The 17,221-nt window shown below is 63.7% G+C and carries 15 protein-coding genes; 8 read left to right on the top strand and 7 right to left on the bottom strand.

Translation table 11 applies throughout. The features are described from left to right. Nucleotides 1-65: 65 nt before the first annotated feature. The 4 genes from glmM to ACFZAI_RS06725 all read right to left on the bottom strand — a co-directional run bounded on the left by glmM (nt 66) and on the right by ACFZAI_RS06725 (nt 5,009). Entirely contained in the window at nt 66-1,409 is a 1,344-nt protein-coding gene (gene glmM / locus ACFZAI_RS06740; RefSeq protein WP_391566172.1) for a phosphoglucosamine mutase, read from the bottom strand. Continuing rightward, nucleotides 1,406-2,251, bottom strand: a complete 846-nt coding sequence (gene folP / locus ACFZAI_RS06735) for a dihydropteroate synthase (protein WP_391566171.1) — start codon at nt 2,249-2,251, stop codon at nt 1,406-1,408. The genes glmM and folP overlap by 4 nt, the downstream gene beginning before the upstream one ends. Nucleotides 2,252-2,269: 18 nt before the next feature. Further along, entirely contained in the window at nt 2,270-4,159 is a 1,890-nt protein-coding gene (gene ftsH / locus ACFZAI_RS06730) for an ATP-dependent zinc metalloprotease FtsH (protein WP_391566170.1), read from the bottom strand. Nucleotides 4,160-4,376: 217 nt separating this feature from the next. After that, nucleotides 4,377-5,009 carry an RlmE family RNA methyltransferase gene (locus ACFZAI_RS06725; RefSeq protein WP_006222881.1) on the bottom strand — a complete coding sequence of 211 codons (633 nt, stop codon included), beginning with the start codon at nt 5,007-5,009 and terminating at the stop codon, nt 4,377-4,379. An 18-nt stretch (nt 5,010-5,027) separates the two neighbouring features. Here ACFZAI_RS06725 and ACFZAI_RS06720 point away from each other — a divergent pair, with 18 nt between their 5' ends. Next, on the top strand, nt 5,028-5,630 hold the full coding sequence (locus tag ACFZAI_RS06720; RefSeq protein WP_391566169.1) for a YhbY family RNA-binding protein: 603 nt from the start codon (nt 5,028-5,030) through the stop codon (nt 5,628-5,630). Nucleotides 5,631-5,759: 129 nt separating this feature from the next. Here ACFZAI_RS06720 and greA read toward each other — a convergent pair whose 3' ends face one another. After that, nucleotides 5,760-6,236 (bottom strand): transcription elongation factor GreA, encoded by a 477-nt coding sequence (gene greA / locus ACFZAI_RS06715; RefSeq protein ID WP_054427942.1) that lies wholly within the window; start codon nt 6,234-6,236, stop codon nt 5,760-5,762. Between the two features lie 638 nt (nt 6,237-6,874). On the opposite strand from greA, the gene ACFZAI_RS06710 reads away from it, so the two are divergent. Next, entirely contained in the window at nt 6,875-8,503 is a 1,629-nt protein-coding gene (locus ACFZAI_RS06710; RefSeq protein ID WP_391566168.1) for a methyl-accepting chemotaxis protein, read from the top strand. A 49-nt stretch (nt 8,504-8,552) separates the two neighbouring features. On the opposite strand, the gene ACFZAI_RS06705 is transcribed toward ACFZAI_RS06710, so the two are convergent. Beyond that, complete coding sequence (locus ACFZAI_RS06705) at nt 8,553-9,875, bottom strand: solute carrier family 23 protein (RefSeq protein ID WP_391566167.1); 1,323 nt, start codon at nt 9,873-9,875, stop codon at nt 8,553-8,555. Nucleotides 9,876-10,011: 136 nt separating this feature from the next. Here ACFZAI_RS06705 and ACFZAI_RS06700 point away from each other — a divergent pair, with 136 nt between their 5' ends. The 6 genes from ACFZAI_RS06700 to ACFZAI_RS06675 all read left to right on the top strand — a co-directional run bounded on the left by ACFZAI_RS06700 (nt 10,012) and on the right by ACFZAI_RS06675 (nt 16,360). Continuing rightward, entirely contained in the window at nt 10,012-10,434 is a 423-nt protein-coding gene (locus ACFZAI_RS06700; protein WP_391566166.1) for a FlxA-like family protein, read from the top strand. A 130-nt stretch (nt 10,435-10,564) separates the two neighbouring features. Continuing rightward, nucleotides 10,565-11,890, top strand: coding sequence for an ABC transporter substrate-binding protein (locus tag ACFZAI_RS06695; RefSeq protein WP_391566165.1), 1,326 nt, complete (start codon nt 10,565-10,567; stop codon nt 11,888-11,890). Nucleotides 11,891-11,978: 88 nt separating this feature from the next. Next, nucleotides 11,979-13,691 (top strand): ABC transporter permease, encoded by a 1,713-nt coding sequence (locus tag ACFZAI_RS06690; RefSeq protein ID WP_391566164.1) that lies wholly within the window; start codon nt 11,979-11,981, stop codon nt 13,689-13,691. Beyond that, nucleotides 13,688-14,773, top strand: a complete 1,086-nt coding sequence (locus ACFZAI_RS06685) for an ABC transporter ATP-binding protein (RefSeq protein ID WP_054427948.1) — start codon at nt 13,688-13,690, stop codon at nt 14,771-14,773. The genes ACFZAI_RS06690 and ACFZAI_RS06685 overlap by 4 nt, the downstream gene beginning before the upstream one ends. A 10-nt stretch (nt 14,774-14,783) precedes the next feature. Further along, a complete protein-coding gene (locus tag ACFZAI_RS06680; protein ID WP_391566163.1) occupies nt 14,784-15,716 on the top strand; it encodes a LysR family transcriptional regulator in 933 nt (310 codons plus the stop codon). Continuing rightward, on the top strand, nt 15,716-16,360 hold the full coding sequence (locus ACFZAI_RS06675; RefSeq protein ID WP_391566162.1) for a histidine phosphatase family protein: 645 nt from the start codon (nt 15,716-15,718) through the stop codon (nt 16,358-16,360). Before ACFZAI_RS06680 ends, ACFZAI_RS06675 begins: the two co-directional genes overlap by 1 nt. A gap of 51 nt (nt 16,361-16,411) precedes the next feature. On the opposite strand, the gene ACFZAI_RS06670 is transcribed toward ACFZAI_RS06675, so the two are convergent. Further along, nucleotides 16,412-17,176 carry an SDR family oxidoreductase gene (locus ACFZAI_RS06670; protein ID WP_391566161.1) on the bottom strand — a complete coding sequence of 255 codons (765 nt, stop codon included), beginning with the start codon at nt 17,174-17,176 and terminating at the stop codon, nt 16,412-16,414. Nucleotides 17,177-17,221 lie beyond the last annotated feature (45 nt).

Here is a 17,221-nt window from a genome sequence, read left to right as displayed (position 1 = left end):
CCAATGCAGAAAAGCCACCCACCGCAACGCGGTGAGTGGCTTTCAATTCAAAGGGCCTGGGGTGCTTACGCCAAGCTGGCGGCAAGCTTCTCGGCGCTGGAAACGGCAAGGGCTTCATCTTCCGCTTCGACCATCAGGCGCAGCTTCGGTTCCGTGCCCGAGGCGCGGATCAGAATGCGGCCACGGCCGTTAAGCTCGGCTTCAACGGCCTTGCGCGCGGCGGTCAAACCGGCGTGGGTTTTCCAGTCCTGACCCGGGGTCAGCGGCACGTTGATCATCTTCTGCGGGTACATGCGCAGGTCGCTGACCCACTCCGCCATCGTCGTGCCGTTGCGGCGCAGGGCCGTCAGCACCTGGAGGGCGGCGATGATGCCGTCGCCCGTGGAGTGACAATCCAGGCACAGCAGGTGGCCGGAGCTTTCGCCGCCATACTGCCAGCCGCGCGATTGCATTTGCTCGAGCACGTAGCGGTCGCCCACGTTGGCGCGCTCAAAGCCGACGCCCAAGCGGGTCATTTCGCGTTCGAAACCGAAGTTGGTCATCAGCGTGCCGACCACCCCGTCCACCGTGCCGCGCTGCATGCGCTCGCGCACGATGGCGTAGAGCAGTTCGTCGCCGTTGTAGATACGGCCGTCGCCATCCACCACTTGCAAGCGGTCGGCGTCGCCGTCCAATGCGATGCCCAACTGCGCGCCGCGCGCCTTCACTTCCTTGGCCAACATCTCGGGGTGCAACGCGCCCACACCCTTGTTGATGTTGAAGCCGTCGGGGTGCACGCCGATGGCATGCACTTCGGCGCCCAGCTCACGGAACACATGCGGGGCGATGTTGTAGGCCGCGCCGTGCGCCGCATCCACCACGATCGTCATCCCGTTCAGGTCCAGATCGTTGGGGAACGTGCTCTTGCAGAATTCGATGTAGCGGCCTTGCGAGTCCGACATGCGGCGCGCGCGACCCAGGCCTTCAGAGCTGACGCAGCCCAGCGGCTCGTCCAGCGCGGCCTCGATGTCGGCTTCGATCTCGTCAGGCAGCTTCATGCCCTGCGCCGAGAAGAACTTGATGCCGTTGTCCTGATAAGGATTGTGCGAGGCGCTGATGACGATGCCCGCCACCAGACGCAATGCGCGCGTCAGATAGGCGACGGCCGGCGTCGGGATGGGGCCGGCCAGCAACACATCAATACCCGCCGCCGACAAGCCGGCTTCCAAGGCGGATTCCAGCATATAGCCCGAGATGCGGGTGTCTTTGCCGATGACGACTTGAGGGCGGCTGCCACCGCGCGCGGCGTGCTCACGCGCCAGGACGCGGCCCGCCGCATAGCCCAGGCGCAAGGCGAATTCGGCGTTGATCACCGGACCGCCCACTTCGCCACGTACGCCATCGGTACCAAAATACTTGCGTCGAATCATGAACTGATTGCTCCTTGTTCAGCCGCATGCCATACCTTAAGCGCATCCACGGTGGCGGCAACATCGTGCACACGCACGATGGAAGCCCCACGAGACACACAGGCAAGCGCCGCGGCAATGCTGCCGGGCAGCCTGTCGCCAACCGGCCGGCCGGTGGCCTGGCCAATCATGTTCTTGCGCGACAGGCCGATCAGCAATGGATAACCTGTGCTGCGCAGGCTGGACAGCCGGCGCAGTAATTGAAAGTTCTGGTCCGCCGTCTTGCCAAAGCCGAAGCCCGGGTCCAGCACGATACGGCGGGGGTCGACCCAGGCGGCGCGCAACTTCTGCGCACGCGAGCCCAGGAAGAGTCCGATTTCACCGAGCAGGTCGGTGTATTCGGGCGGGGCGGCCTGCATGGTGCGAGGCTCGCCCTTCATGTGCATCACGCACAGCCCGCAACGCGACTGCGCCACTGCCTCAATAGCGCCGGGCTGACGGAAGCCATAAATGTCGTTGATCATGTCCGCGCCCGCATCAAGCGTAGCGCGCATCACTTCGGGTTTGAAGGTATCAATGGACAGCGGCACGCCGCAATCGCGCAGCGCTTCGATCACGGGCAACAGCCGGTCGAGCTCATCGGCCACCGACACCGGATCAGCACCGGGGCGCGTGGACTCGCCGCCCAGATCCAGGATCTGAGCGCCTTCTTCGATCAACTGGCGCGCATGCGCCACCGCGGAATCCGTATCGTCGTGCTGGCCGCCGTCGGAAAAAGAATCCGGCGTGACATTGACGATACCCATGACAAGCGGGCGCTCGAGATCAAACTCGAAGCGCCCGCAAAGAAAGTTATTTGCCATAACTCAGGACAAAGAACCTCAGACTGCTGCAGCCGTGCTGCCGCCAGCCGCCAGACCCGTGCTGGGCGGCGTGTCCGTCGAATCCGACGGACCTTGTGGCGTTTTCGGGGGACGCGGAGGACGGCCCTCGATGATGTCGTTGATCTGGTCTGCGTCGATGGTTTCCCATTCCAGCAGCGCCGAGGTCATCACTTCGACCTTGTCACGGTTGTCTTCCAGGATCTTGCGCGCGACGCTGTACTGCTCGTCGATGATGCGGCGGATCTCGGTGTCCACCTTCTGCATGGTGGCTTCCGACATGTGAGTCGTCTTGGTGACGCTGCGGCCCAGGAACACTTCGCCTTCGTTCTCGGCGTAGACCATCGGACCCAGCTCGTCGGTCATGCCGTAGCGCGTGACGATGTCGCGGGCGATGGCGGTGGCGCGTTCGAAGTCATTCGAGGCGCCCGTCGTCATCTGGTCCATGAACAGTTCTTCGGCGATACGGCCACCGAACAGCACGGCGATGGTGGACAGCAAGCGGCCCTTGTCCATGCTGTAGCGATCGGTTTCAGGCAACTGCATCGTCACGCCCAGCGCACGGCCGCGCGGGATGATGGTGACCTTGTGAACCGGGTCGGTCTTGGGCAGCATGCGGGCAACGATGGCGTGGCCGGACTCGTGGTACGCGGTGTTCTTGCGTTCCTCTTCGGGCATGACGATCGAGCGGCGCTCGGCGCCCATGATGATCTTGTCCTTGGCCTTTTCGAAGTCGGACATATCCACCGTGCGGCCATTACGGCGAGCGGCGAACAGTGCGGCCTCGTTGACGAGGTTGGCCAGGTCGGCGCCGGAGAAGCCCGGGCAACCGCGCGCCAGGATGGTCGCGTCGACGTTAGGCGACAACGGAACCTTGCGCATATGGACCTTCAGGATCTGCTCGCGGCCACGGATATCGGGCAGCGGCACAACCACTTGGCGGTCGAAACGGCCGGGACGCAGCAGCGCCGGGTCCAGCACGTCGGGGCGGTTGGTTGCGGCGATGACGATAACGCCCTGGCCGGATTCGAAACCGTCCATCTCAACCAGCATCTGGTTCAGCGTTTGTTCGCGTTCGTCGTTGCCGCCACCCAGGCCGGCGCCACGCTGACGGCCCACCGCATCGATTTCGTCGATGAAGATGATGCAGGGAGCGTGCTTTTTGGCGTTTTCGAACATGTCGCGAACGCGGGCCGCGCCCACGCCGACGAACATTTCAACGAAGTCCGAACCGGAAATGCTGAAGAAGGGAACCTTGGCTTCGCCTGCGATCGCCTTGGCCAGCAGCGTTTTACCGGTACCGGGCGAGCCCACCATCAGCACGCCACGGGGAATGCGGCCGCCGAGCTTCTGGAACTTGCTGGGGTCGCGCAGGAAATCGACCAGTTCCTGGACGTCTTCCTTGGCTTCATCGCAGCCGGCAACGTCAGCGAACGTGATCTGATTGGTGTTTTCGTCGAGCATGCGGGCGCGAGATTTGCCGAAGCTGAACGCCCCGCCTCTGCCACCGCCCTGCATCTGTCGCATGAAGAATACCCAGACGCCGATCAACAGCAGCATGGGGAACCACGACACGAAGATGCTCATCAGCAGCGATTGCTCTTCGCGCGGCTTGCCCGACACCTGGACGCCGTACTTCAGCAGATCGGAGACCATCCAGAGGTCGCCAGGCGAAGTCAGCGTGTAGGCGCGGCCCGCGTCCGGGGTGACGTAAAGCACATCGCCCTGAACGTCGACCTTGCGGATACGTCCCGCCTTGGCGTCGTCCATGAACTGCGTGTAGGTCACGCCGTCCTGGGTCTGAGCGCGTCCGTCGAACTGTTTGAAGACGGTGAACAGCACTAGGGCTATCACCATCCAGACAGCGACTTTCGAAAATGAATTATTCAAGGTCGATCTCCTGCTTTCGATTCCGACCGGCAACCGCGCACCCGCATATGGCACAGTCACAAGTATGTCAATAGCCCATTCTACCCTGTTGGACCCGATTGCGTCCTGGGGCCCCTGGGGTCCGTGGTGTTACGTCTGATTCTTCGTTGTGGTGGTCGTTGTCTCGGCAAGCAGGTAAGTTCTTCGGGATTCCGGAGCCACATGCCCCGGCCCGGGGTTACTTGAGATCGCGGGCAACCAGAAAGGTTTCAGAGGACTTGGCCCTTGATGCCTTCGGCTTGCGCTCGACCACCCGCTTGAAGTGCTGCTTGAAGCTTTGCACGATCTGCGAAAAACCGCTGCCGTGAAAAGCCTTGACGATCAGCACGCCGTCGGGCTTGAGGTGAGCGCGGGAAAATTCCATCGCCAGGTCACACACATGCTGGATGCGCGCGGCGTCGGCAATACCCACGCCTGACAAGTTGGGGGCCATGTCTGAAATAACAAGGTCCACGGCATGCGATCCAACCATGTCTTCCAATTGTTTCAGAACTTCGTCTTCGCGGAAATCGCCCTGGATGAATTCCACGCCCGCAATGGGTTCCATGGGAAGCATGTCCAACGCAATAATACGTCCGTCCACGATGCCGCCCGGCCCCGTCAGGCGCTCTCGCACCACTTGGGACCAACTGCCGGGCGACGAACCCAGATCGACGACCAGGTCTCCCCGGCGGAGCAACTTTTCGTTGTCCAGAAGCTCGATCAGCTTGAAAGCGCCCCGGGCCCGATAGCCCTTCTGTTGCGCCAGCTTCACATAGGGATCGTTGATGTGCTGGTGAATCCAGTCTTTAGAGAATTTATTCTTGGCCATTACCGTACAATTCCACGCATGCCTATATTAGAACTTACCTCTCGTGAGCGCAGCGACCTTCGCTCCGCCGCTCACCCTCTGCGCCCCGTCGTCCTGATTGGCGACAATGGCCTGACCGAAGCCGTGCTTAAGGAAATTGACCTGGCACTGACTTCGCACGGCCTGATCAAGGTACGCGCCGGCGGCGATGACCGCGAGGCCCGCGAGACCATGTTGTCGACGATTTGCGACACTTTGTCCTGCGCCGCGGTGCATCACCTGGGCAAGACCCTGATTCTTTTCCGCCCGCTGGCCGGCAACGTCAAGCCCGCCGCACTGGCCGCCATGGAGCCCGAAGCGCCTGCAAAGCGCCGCGCCTCCGAGCCGTACACGCCCAAGAAGCTGGCCGCCGAAGGCAAGACTTTGGGCAAGCGTCCGCGCCGCAGCGAAACCGAAGAGCCCAAAGCCGCCAAAACGCGCTTCGTGCCCCAGGACCAGCTGAACAAGAACGGCAAGCCCATGCGCCCCAGCAACAAACGCGCTACCGTCAGCGGCCACGGCATTCCGCGCCGCGCGGGCAGTGCGCTGAGCTTGCGCGCCGGTGCTCGCAGCGGCACCAGCCGCAAGACGACGAAAAGGTAAGGCCGGGCACAAAAACGGGCGCTCTGCGCGCCCGGTCCACCATAGCGATCCGCGAATGTACCGCGGAAATCAAACGAACGCAGGGTTCGGGCTATGGCGTTTTGACAATTTACCGCTTGGGCGGATGCGTCAGATGTAACGCACGCCCAGAACTTCATACTCGCGAACGCCTGCCGGGGCCTTGACCTCGACAACATCGCCTTCGCTCTTGCCGATCAGTGCGCGCGCCACAGGGCTGGACACCGAGATCAGGTTGGACTTGATGTCGGCTTCAACGTCGCCAACGATCTGGTAAGTCACGCGGTCGCCGGAATCCAGGTCTTCGATGTCGACGGTGGCGCCAAACACGGCGCGACCTTCGGCGTCGAGCGACGTCGGGTCGATCAGGTGAGCATTGGAAAGCGTGCCTTCAAGTTCGGCAATCCGGCCTTCGATAAAGCCTTGGCGCTCGCGAGCGGCGTCATATTCGGCGTTTTCCGACAGATCACCCTGCGCACGCGCCTCAGCAATGGCGTTAATCACGGCAGGACGTTCCACGGTTTTCAGCCGTTGGAGCTCTTCTTGCAAGCGCTCGGCCCCGCGCACGGTCAAAGGAATGGCAGACATGTCGTTTCCCAAACAAAAGTAGAAAAACGCCCCGACGGAGCGTTCTCGGTGAAGGTCGTTACCCTGGCGCGCGCATGGCGTCTGGGGCTTTTTTGAAGCAAGACGAGCGGCGCGGACGACCAAAACAAAACCCCGGCTCGGGTCGGAACCGGGGCAATCAAAGTCATATTGTGGGCAAAGTCCACCGGAATTGCAAGCCGCTGGAAAAAACGCGGTTTTCGGCGCAATTCACCGCTGTAACCCGCTAAAACCGGGCATTTCCTCAACAATCCTTAAATTGGCGGGCGATGGCGACCCAACCGCCCCAGCGCGCGTTGCACAAAAGATACTTAAGGATAGTTTTTCGCCGTTGATGGCGAAATTTAAAAAGTTTGGGCGCAGGAAAATCAACAAAAACGGTATAACCGAAAACAAGCAGGATTAATAACAATTAGATACCAGCCTGTAGTCACCGGCGTATCTCCAGATTTCAAGTGCGGGCATCGCGGCAGAAGCCGCCGCGATATCGATTGTGCGTGATGTGCATGTTCAGACGAACGCATCGCTGCCATCCGGTCCGACGTTCGTCGCTGCGCGCCGCGTGGCGGGGCCGCCCCTGTCACCGCGTGCAGAGCCGCGTTCTAGACTGAGGAGCTCTCATGCTGGAAAAAATGAAAGTCCGTACAGGCATGCTGCTGGTGCTGGCCTGCTTCGTCGTCGCGCTGGGGCTGGCTTGCGGGTTGAGCTGGCTGAATGCGGAGCACAGCGTGCGCGAAATCGAAGATCTGAACACGGTGGCCGTCCACCAGGTCGACCCGCTATATGAGGCCAATGGCGCCCTGCTGCGTACCCGGCTGGCGCTGGACGACGCGCTGGCGGGCATGCTGGCCGGAAACGCCGAACAGACCCGCACGGCCGAGCAGGAAGCCGCCGCCGAACTGGCGCAGGCGCGTGAACGATTCGCCCGCTACATGGAGGTGCCCAAAAGCGAACGCGGCCAGGCGCTGGCGCTGACGCTGCAAGGCCGCTTCACGGAATACGCCACCCTGCTGGACACGCTAAGCGCCGCCATCAAGGAACGCTCCGCCGCGAAGTATCAGCAGGATGTCGGACGCACGCGCCAGGCGGATGTGAACTTCGTGCGGGACATGAAAACGTTCCTGGCCCGGGTGCAGGAACGCAGCGACGGGGTGCTGGCCAGCTCGCAAGCCACGTATTCGAATGCGCGGATTTCTTCCGCCGCCCTGCTGACCGCCGCCCTGCTATTGACCGCCCTGTGCTGGACCTTCATCCGCCGTGGCGTGCTGCTGCCTTTGCAAGAGGCTGGCCGCCACTTTGATCGTATCGCCGCAGGCGACCTGACCCAACGGGTCGACAGCCGCTCCAACAATGAGATCGGCGCGCTGTTTGCTTCACTTAAGCGGATGCAGGAAGGCCTGACCCGCACGGTGACCACCGTGCGCCAGGGGGTAGAAGAGATCAACGTGGGCGCGGCTGAAATTGCCGCAGGCAACGCCAACCTGTCCACCCGCACCGAGCAGCAGGCCGCCGCCCTGGAAGAAACCGCCGCCACGATGGAGGAGCTTGCCGCCACGGTCAAGCAGAACGCCGAAAATGCCGCACAAGCGAATCAGATGGCCGCCATCAGCATGGACGTCGCGCAGCGCGGCGGGCATAACGTGGGCCAGGTCGTGTCGACCATGCAAGGCATTTCGGACAGCTCCCGCAAGATCGCCGACATTGTCTCGGTGATTGATGGCATTGCCTTTCAGACCAATATCCTGGCGTTGAACGCCGCCGTGGAAGCGGCCCGCGCGGGGGAACAGGGCAAGGGATTCGCGGTGGTTGCGGGTGAAGTGCGCAACCTGGCGCAGCGCGCCGCGCAGGCCGCCAAAGAGATCAAGACCCTGATTGAAGCGTCGGTGGATACGGTGCAGGCCGGGTCGGCCCAGGTGGCGGCCGCCGGGCAGACCATGCAGGAAATTGTGGCGTCCGTGCAGCGGGTGACGGACATCATGGGCGAGATCTCGGCCGCTTCGGCCCAACAGGCCAGCGGCATCGATCAGGTCAGCCTGGCGGTCTCGCAAATGGATGAGGTAACGCAGCAGAACGCGGCGTTGGTGGAAGAGGCGTCAGCCGCCGCTTCCGCCATGGAGGAGCAGGCGCGCCGCTTGTCCGAGACGACTGCCGTCTTCAAGACGCAGTCGGGGCAAGTGATTGACGCCACGCCAGTGGTGGCCTCCCCGCTTGCCCACGCCAAGTCGTCGGCGCGTTTGTCGCGGTCTTGATCGGGCGCCAGCCTACGCGGGCCGCAAGACCCTGCGCAGGCTAACCCGATCAGACGACAGCCGGCGCGCGGCGGCGCAGCAAAGCGTACAGAATGATGGCGCCGAAAGTGGCGGTGCCGATGCCGCCCAGCATGAAATCGCCCAGCTTGATCGTGAAGTCGCCCGCGCCCAGCACCAGGGTCACGGCGGCCACGATCAGGTTGCGGTTGTCGCTGAAGTCCACCTGGTTGACCACCCAGATGCGGGCGCCGGCGATCGCGATCAGGCCGAACACCACGACTGACATCCCGCCCAGAACCGGGCCGGGAATCGTCTGGATCAGCGCGCCGAACTTGGGCGAGAAGCCCAGCACGATGGCGATCAGCGCGGCCACCACGAAGACCAGCGTGGAATAAATGCGGGTAACCGCCATCACGCCGATGTTCTCGGCGTAGGTCGTGACGCCGGTGCCGCCCACCGCGCCCGAGACCATCGTCGCCACGCCGTCGCCGACGAAAGCACGGCCGAGGTAACGGTCCAGATCCTGCCCGGTCATGGCGCTGACCGCCTTCACGTGGCCCAGGTTTTCGGCGACCAGGATGATCGCAACCGGCACGATCAGGCCCATGGCTTCGGCCTTGAAGACGGGCGCCGCAAAATGCGGCAGCCCGATCCAGGCGGCCGCCGCCACGCCGGAGAAGTCGATCGGCTTGCCCAGCCCCATGCCATTGGCCAGCACGGCGTAGATCACGCAGGCCAGAATCAGGCCGACCAGGATCAGCAGCCGCTGAACCATGCCCTTCGTATAGACGGCGATGCCGCCCACGCAGACGATGGTGACCAGCGCCATGAAGGTATCGAAGCCCGACGCGCCCATCGCGCCCTTGGCCGCAATCGGCGCCAGATTCAGGCCGATCACCGCGACAACCGCGCCCGTCACCACGGGCGGCATCAGCGTGTCGATCCAGTTGGCCCCGCCGCCCGAGCGCGCATTCACGATCCAGACGATGACGCCGATCAGCGTGTAGGCCAGGCCGCAGGCGATGATGGCGCCCAGCGCCACCCCGATGTTCGCGTTGGCCCCGCCCCCAGCGTACCCGGTCACGGCAATGACGCCGCCGATGAAGGCAAAGCTGGAACCCAGATAGCTGGGCACGCGGCCGCCCACGAACAGGAAGAAGATCAGCGTGCCGATCCCCGACATCAGGATGGCGACGTTGGGGTCAAAGCCCATCAGCAGGGGCGCCAGCACGGTCGAGCCGAACATCGCCACCACGTGTTGCGCGCCCATGGCGACGTTCTTGGGCCAGGACAGCCGTTCATCGGGCGCAATGATGACGCCGGGCTCGGCGTCGTCCGCCAGGCGCCAACGCGGGAAATAGGAATTGGACATGGGAATCCCAAAGAAGGTGTTGGGGTGAGCGGGCGCCAGTGTAAAGGGGGCCGCGAAAACGGGGCAATGCTTAAGTTCGCAGCAAAAATGCCGTAGCTAGGGAAAGCCCCAAGATCAATAACCAAACGGAGCCTTCATGGCGACCAATCCCATCAGCGGCGTCTCCCGAATCAACTCGTTGGCCGACCTGTGGGCCGAACGTATCCAGGCCAATAAAGAAGCCAAGTCGGCTGCCGGCGGCGAAGCCGTGTCGGTCAGCGACGAAGGCAAGATCCGCGTCAACGCGCCGGGCGCCTCGAAAGTGAATGCCGCCAAGGCCAGCGAGGAAACCGACAACGACGACGTATACACCCGTCAGATCAAGGCCTTGCAAAAGCAGCTCAAGCTGATCATGGAGCAGATCGCCAGGATCAAGGCCAGCGGCATGTCGGACGAAATGAAGGCGCAGCAGCTGGTGGCGCTGAACGCCCAAGCCGTGCAGATCCAGAACCAGATTTCCCAGGTGCTGGCGCAGCAGGCGCGCGACGCGCAACGCAACGGCGTCTCGGCAACGGCCTAAGGCCCCCGTGATGTCGCGGGCGCCCGGCAGCGGGCGCCCCCGATGATGATGCGCATCAAAATTTCTGATTGGACGCGTAGCAGACCAGACATTACTGTCTCCGAACAAATTAAAACTACGGAGACAAACCATGCATGCAATGCGCACAGCACTTGCAGGAGCGCTGCTGGCCGTCTGCTCGGCCCCTGCCCTGGCCGGCACCGTCACGGTGATCACGTCGTTCCCCAAAGACCTGACCCAGGCCTACAAAAGCGCCTTCGAGAAGGCTAACCCTGGCATCACGCTGGAAATCCTGAACAAGAACACGGTGTCGGGCATCGCCTACGTGCGCGAAACGCCCGCGGGCCAGCGCCCCGAAGTGTTCTGGGCAAGCGCCCCTGACGCCTTCGAAGTGCTGGGCCGCGACAAGCTGCTGGCCAAGTCGTCCGACGTGGCGAACAAAGATGTGCCAGACAAGATCGGCCACTACCCCATCAATGACCCCTCGGGCATGTACCTGGGGCAGGCGCTGGCCGGCTACGGCATTGTCTACAACACGCGCTATATCGCAGCGCACAAGATTCCCGCACCCGTCGAATGGAAAGACCTGCTGTCGCCGAAATGGTTTGGCCACGTGGGCATCACGTCTCCGTCGCGCTCAGGCACGATGCACCTGACCGTGGAAACCATTCTGCAAGGCGAAGGCTGGGATGACGGCTGGAACACGTTGCTGCGCATGTCGGGCAACAGCAGCGCCGTGACCGAGCGTTCGTTCGGCGTACCCGACGGCGTGAACAACGGCCAGTTCGGCGCAGGCCCCGTCATCGACTTCTTCGGCCTGTCCAGCAAGTACTCCAAGTTCCCGGTGGAATTCGTCTACCCGTCCGAAACCGCCATCGTGCCGGCCAACATTGCGTTGATCAACGGCGCGAAGAACACCGAAGAAGGCAAGAAGTTCATCGCCTTCACGCTGAGCCAGGCGGGCCAGGAATTGCTGCTGGAACCGAAGATCTCGCGTCTGCCGGTGCTGCCCTACACGGCGCTGGCCGGCAAGATTCCGCCGGGCTACCCCGACCCGGCTGACATCGCCAAACGCAGCAAGGTTCAATTCGATGCCGACCTGTCGCAGACGCGTTACTACGTCGTGCAATCGCTGTACGACCAGACGGTCACCTTCCGCCTGAAGGAATTGCAGGCCGCCACCAAGGCCATCTACGACGCCGAAGCCAAGCTGGGCGACAAGGCCAAGAGCGGCAAAGCTGCCGAGCTGCTGGCCCAGGCGCGCAAGCTCGCGTGGGCGCCGCTGGTCGATGGCAAGAAGGCGGCTGACCCCGCGTTCCTGGCGATCTTCGCCGGCAACAAGAAGGACGCCGCCGTCAACCAGCAGATCACGCAGCTGGAAGGCGAATGGAATGGCAAGTCCAAGGCGAACTACGAAGAAGCCGTGAAGCTGGCCAAGCAGGCCGCGGCGCTCTAAGCCGCTACACCGCGACCGGCGCGACGGCGGACGGGCACTTCAGCCCGCCCGCCGCCGCCCTCCCCTGGCAACGATTTCGGGAATCTCGATGAATTCTTCGGGCCACTCACGCCTGCCCGCCGGCCCCGTCATGGTGGCGCTGCTGGTGTTCGGCTTTCTGCTGCTTTTCCTGGCTGTGCCTGTGGGCACGGTCTTCTACAGCGCCTTCGTGAACGCCGACGGCAGTTTCACGATGGGCCACTTCGGCGCGTTCTTCAACCAGCCGCTGATGCAGGAAGCGTTTTTCAACAGCCTGTATGTGGCGGGCTGGTCGGCGCTACTGGCGTCTTTGATCGCCGTGCCGCTGGCGTATTTCACCGTGCGCTTTGACTTTCGCGGCGCGCTGATCATCCAGACGCTGGGCGTGCTGCCGCTGATCATGCCGCCATTCGTGGGCGCGGTGGCGATGCAGCTGATCTTCGGCCGGTCGGGCAGCGTCAACCTGCTGCTGAACGACTGGTTCGGCTTCACGATTCCCTTCATGGAAGGCCTGAACGGCGTCATCTTTGTGGAAGCGCTGCACTACTTCCCGTTCATCCTGATGAACCTGGTCGTGGCGCTGCGCAACATCGACGGGGCCATGGAAGAGGCCGCGTTCAACCTGGGTTCGCGCGGGTTCCGGCTGTTTCGCCGCGTGATCTTTCCGCTGGCGCTGCCGGGCTATGTGGCGGGCGCATCGCTGGTGTTCGTCAAGGTGTTTGACGACCTGGGCACGCCCCTGGTGCTGGGCACCACCAACATGCTGGCGCCGCAAGCGTACCTGCGCATCACGCAGGTGGGCCTGGAAGATCCGCTGGGTTATGTGATCAGCGTGATCATGATTGCGTTCTCGATTCTGGCGCTGTGGCTGTCGGCGCGCGTGCTCAAGGGCCGCGACTATTCCACGTTGCAAAAGGGCGGCAATTCCATCCAGAAGCGCAAGCTGGGGCCGATGGAAAGCGTGCTGGCCTATGGCTGGATCATCCTGGTGCTGCTGCTGGTGCTGTCGCCGCACATGGGCGTGCTGCTGCTGTCCCTGGCCAGCGTCTGGAGCTTTGCGCCATTGCCTGACGGCTACACGCTGGCGCACTACTCGGCGGTGTTCTCCGAATCGCAGGGCATGATTGCCAACACGCTGCTCTATTGCGGCCTGGCCGCGGGTGTGGACGTGATCATCGGCACGGCGATTGCCTATCTGATGCTGCGCACCCGGCTGCCGGCGCGCCAGTGGCTGGACTTCATGGCGTCGGCCGCGCTGGCGATTCCGGGCATCGTGCTGGCGATCGGCTTTCTGCGCACGTTCCGGGGAATCGAGCTTCCCGGCACCGGCACGCTGCTGACGTCGTCGTGGATCATCATCATGATTGCGTATTCCGTCAGGCGGCTGCCGTACGCGCTGCGGTCATGCGTGGCGTCGTTGCAGCAGATCAACGTTTCGCTGGAAGAAGCCGCGCAATCGCTTGGCGCCACGCGCATGAGCACGATACGCCGCGTGGTGGTGCCCTTGATGGCGGGCGGCATGCTGGCCGGCTTTGTGACCAGCTTCGTGACGGCGGCGGTAGAGCTGTCGGCCACCATCATGCTGGTCACGAAAGACAGCCAGGCGCCCATGAGCTACGGCATCTATCTGTATATGCAAAGCGCGGCGGGCCGGGGGCCTGGCGCCGCGCTGGGTGTGCTGGCGGTGGCCGCGGTGGCTATCGGCACGTATGTATCGCACTTGCTGGTGGAGCGCGCGCAGTCGCGCCAGCGTCCGGCACGCACTGAAGGGGAATCCGCATGAAGAAAGTCAGCGTCGAGTGCCGCAACATCCGCTTGTCTTACGGCAAGACGGAAGTGCTGAAGGACGTCAACATCCATATTGAACCGGGTGAGTTCTTTGCGCTGCTGGGGCCATCGGGCTCCGGCAAGTCCACGCTGCTGCGGCTGATTGCGGGCTTTAACCGCCACAGCGCGGGGCAGTTGCTGGTGGACGGCAAAGACATCACCGGCACCCCGCCCTGGGATCGCAACATCGGCATGGTGTTCCAGAATTACGCGCTGTGGCCGCACATGACGGTGTGGGACAACGTGGCGTTTGGCCTGGTCGAACGCAAGCTGCCCAAAGCGGAAATCCGCGCCAAGGTGGAAGCCGCGCTGGAACTGGTGGGGCTGTCGCAATACGGCAAGCGACGCCCGAATCAGTTGTCGGGCGGGCAGCAGCAGCGCGTGGCGCTGGCCCGCACCATCGTCATCGAACCGCAGGTGCTGTTGCTGGATGAGCCTTTGTCGAACCTGGACAAGAAGCTGCGCGTGCAGATGCGCCAAGACTTGCTCAGCCTGCAACGGCGGCTGGGCATCACCACCATCTTCGTCACGCACGACCAGGAAGAAGCCATGACCACGGCCGACCGCATGGCCGTGCTGGACCACGGCGTGGTGCAGCAGATTGGCGCGCCCAGCACCTTGTTCGACTATCCGGTCAACCGCTTCGTCGCCAACTTCGTGGGCACGATGAACGTGCTGGAAGGCAATGTGCGCGAACGCACCAGCGGCAGCGTCGTGCTGGCGGTGGAAGGCGTGGGCGACTTGCATTTGCCGCTGACGGCCGAGGCGCCGGCCGCCACGCGGCTGGCGGCCAGCTTCCGGCCGCACACGGTGCAAATCGAAATGGCCGATGGCCTGGGCGATGCGCGCTATGTGTGGCTGCCGGGCATTGTGGAAAGCAGCGAGTTCCTGGGCGAGTTCACGCGCTATCAGGTATTGATTGGCGAGCAGCGGCTGACGGCGGATCAGTCGCACCTGGCGGGCCTGTCGCCCTTCCCGCCCGGCGCGCCCGTGTCCATCGGACTGGAACCCACCCAAGTACGGCTGCTCGCGGCCTAAACTTGCGGCCATGGAAATCTATCAGATCCGCGCTTTCGTCACGGTCGCCCGGCTGGGCAACCTGACGAAGGCGGCCGAAGCGCTGTCGCTGACGCAGCCCGCTGTCACCGCGCAGATCAAGGCGCTGGAACAGAGCCTGGGCGTCGCGTTGTTCGACCGCAGTGGCGGCCGCCTGGCGCTGGCCAAGGCGGGGGAAGTGCTGTTGCCCACGGCCGAATCGTTGCTGGTGCTGGGCGCGCAACTGAAGTCCGAAGCGCAGCAGTTGCAGGGCAGCCTGCATGGCGTGGTGGAACTTGGCGTGCCGAGCGAAAAGCCAGACTTCCTGCGCCTGGGCGAATTGGCATCGGCCGTCACGCAGCGCCTGCCGCTGGTGGAATTGAAGACGCAGACGCTGCCCACGGCCACGCTGGCCGAACAGGTCAGCACCGGCCGCCTCCCCGCGGCGCTGACCATCGCGGCCAATCCGCCGCGCGGCGTGCTGTGGCTGCCCTTGCGCAGCGTGCGTTACCGCATCGCCATGCCCCGCGAACACGCCGCCGTGCTCAAGCGCGGCGGCTGGCGGGAAGTGGCGCAACTGCCTTGGCTTGACGGCCCGTCGGGCAGCCACACGCATCTGCTGCTGCGCGACATGTTCGAACGCCACGGTTTGTCGCCGCGCATCGTGATGCAGAACGACGACCAGGCGAACCTGGATGCGCTGGTGCGCGCGGGGGCCGGTTGCGCCTTGCTGCGCGAAGAGACCGCGCTGGCGGGTGCCGCATCGAACGATTTCATCGTGTGGGGCCAGGCACGCGTTGACGCCATGCTAGGCTTCATCCTGCCCTATGAGCGCGCTAGCGAGCCCGCGCTGGTCGCGTTAAGCTCGATCATTCAAACCATCTGGAAGCCGCGCGCGGCCATCACGCCGGCCCAGCTTCAAGCCTACCCCGCATCAAGCCTCTAATGACTGAAATCTGGTTCATCCGCCATGGCGAAACCGACTGGAACCGCCAGCGCCGCCTGCAAGGCTGGAAAGACATTCCCCTGAACGAATTTGGCGTCAACCAAGCCAGCCTGCTGGCCGCGCGCCTGCGCGAAGAGGCCCGCCACACGCCGATTCACGCCATCTACAGCAGCGATCTGCAACGCGCTCACGCCACCGCCGTGCCGGTATCCGAACAACTGGGCCTGCGCGTACGTGTAGAACCCGGCATCCGCGAACGCGGCTTTGGTGTGCTGGAAGGGCTGGATCACGAACGTATCGACGTGCTGGCGCCGGAAGCGGCAGCCGCCTGGAAAAGCCGCGACCCGCTGCGCCCGCTGGACGGCGGCGAAACGCTGGGCCAGTTCCAGTCGCGCGTGGTGTCTACCGTGGACGACATCGCCAGCCGCCACGACGGCGAACGCATCCTGCTGTTTACGCACGGCGGTGTGCTGGACATCATCTGGCGCCATGCGTCGGGCGTGCCGCTGAATGCGCCGCGTGATGCGGCGCTGCTGAACGTCAGCATCAACCGTGTCAGCATCGAAGGCCGCAAATGGGAAGTGCTGGACTGGGGCGATGTGGGCCACGTGGCCGATGAGGTCGGCGACGACGTCGTGCCGTAAGACGCTAGCGCTGCCACGCGCGGCAGGTTGAGTCTGCCGCGTGTTCGCGCATCATCCGCTTTTACGTGGCTTGCGCGGCGCGTCGCGCGCCAGCTTGTCGTACACCGCGTTGGGCAGCAGGCGCATCAGCTTGGCCACCACACCCATCTGCCACGGAATCACCGTGTACGACGTGCCGCGAGTAATCGCCGCAAGGGCGCGCTGTGCAAAGGCGTCCGCCTCCATCAGAAACGGCATCGAGTACGGGTTCTTCGCCGTCATGGCGGTCTTGATGTAGCCCGGCGCAATCGTCACCACCCTGATACCGTCAGCCGCCAGCTCCAGCCGCAGGCTTTCGCAATAGGTCACCACGGCGGATTTCGACGCGCTGTACGCGCCCGCGCCGGGCAAGCCGCGCACGCCCGCCACGCTGGCGATGCCCACCAGCCTGCCCGAGCCCGCGGCGCGCATGGCGCCGACAAAGGGTTCGAAGGTGGCCACGGTGGCCAGCAAGTTGGTGTCGACGATGGCTTTGAAGACGTCGTAGTCCTCACCGTGTTCGGTCAAGGTGCCGGCGCTGATGCCCGCGCTGGCGATGACCACATCCACCCTGCCCTGGCAAAACGCAATGAAGTCCGCCGCGGCTGCATGCAGCGCGGCGCGGTCGCGCACGTCGACCGCGTAGCAGCGATGCTGGCCGGGCAAGCTGTCGGCCAGTTCGCGCAGCGCGTCTTCGCGCCGGCCCAAGAGGCCCAGCGTGGCGCCCGATGCGGCGTACTGCTGCGCGAGCGCGCGGCCCAAACCACTGCTGGCGCCGGTAATGAAGACTCTGTTCATGGATGGCCGTAGGCGTAGAGGAATCGCAAGAATGTAAAAAGGGCG

This window comes from Achromobacter sp. NPDC008082, from assembly GCF_042957345.1.
GTDB classification, from domain to species: Bacteria; Pseudomonadota; Gammaproteobacteria; order Burkholderiales; family Burkholderiaceae_B; genus Achromobacter; species Achromobacter kerstersii_A.
The sequence above is the reverse complement of the archived record's forward strand: the minus strand, read 5'-3'. Positions and strand labels throughout refer to the sequence as shown.

Excerpts from the sequence above, each read along its gene's own strand:
- glmM (WP_391566172.1), bottom strand. The coding sequence starts at position 1,409 with ATGATTCGACGCAAGTATTTTGGTACCGATGGCGTACGTGGCGAAGTG.
- folP (WP_391566171.1), bottom strand. The coding sequence starts at position 2,251 with ATGGCAAATAACTTTCTTTGCGGGCGCTTCGAGTTTGATCTCGAGCGC.
- ACFZAI_RS06725 (WP_006222881.1), bottom strand. The coding sequence starts at position 5,009 with ATGGCCAAGAATAAATTCTCTAAAGACTGGATTCACCAGCACATCAAC.
- ACFZAI_RS06720 (WP_391566169.1), top strand. The coding sequence starts at position 5,028 with ATGCCTATATTAGAACTTACCTCTCGTGAGCGCAGCGACCTTCGCTCC.
- greA (WP_054427942.1), bottom strand. The coding sequence starts at position 6,236 with ATGTCTGCCATTCCTTTGACCGTGCGCGGGGCCGAGCGCTTGCAAGAA.
- ACFZAI_RS06710 (WP_391566168.1), top strand. The coding sequence starts at position 6,875 with ATGCTGGAAAAAATGAAAGTCCGTACAGGCATGCTGCTGGTGCTGGCC.
- ACFZAI_RS06705 (WP_391566167.1), bottom strand. The coding sequence starts at position 9,875 with ATGTCCAATTCCTATTTCCCGCGTTGGCGCCTGGCGGACGACGCCGAG.
- ACFZAI_RS06700 (WP_391566166.1), top strand. The coding sequence starts at position 10,012 with ATGGCGACCAATCCCATCAGCGGCGTCTCCCGAATCAACTCGTTGGCC.
- ACFZAI_RS06695 (WP_391566165.1), top strand. The coding sequence starts at position 10,565 with ATGCATGCAATGCGCACAGCACTTGCAGGAGCGCTGCTGGCCGTCTGC.
- ACFZAI_RS06690 (WP_391566164.1), top strand. The coding sequence starts at position 11,979 with ATGAATTCTTCGGGCCACTCACGCCTGCCCGCCGGCCCCGTCATGGTG.
- ACFZAI_RS06685 (WP_054427948.1), top strand. The coding sequence starts at position 13,688 with ATGAAGAAAGTCAGCGTCGAGTGCCGCAACATCCGCTTGTCTTACGGC.
- ACFZAI_RS06680 (WP_391566163.1), top strand. The coding sequence starts at position 14,784 with ATGGAAATCTATCAGATCCGCGCTTTCGTCACGGTCGCCCGGCTGGGC.
- ACFZAI_RS06675 (WP_391566162.1), top strand. The coding sequence starts at position 15,716 with ATGACTGAAATCTGGTTCATCCGCCATGGCGAAACCGACTGGAACCGC.
- ACFZAI_RS06670 (WP_391566161.1), bottom strand. The coding sequence starts at position 17,176 with ATGAACAGAGTCTTCATTACCGGCGCCAGCAGTGGTTTGGGCCGCGCG.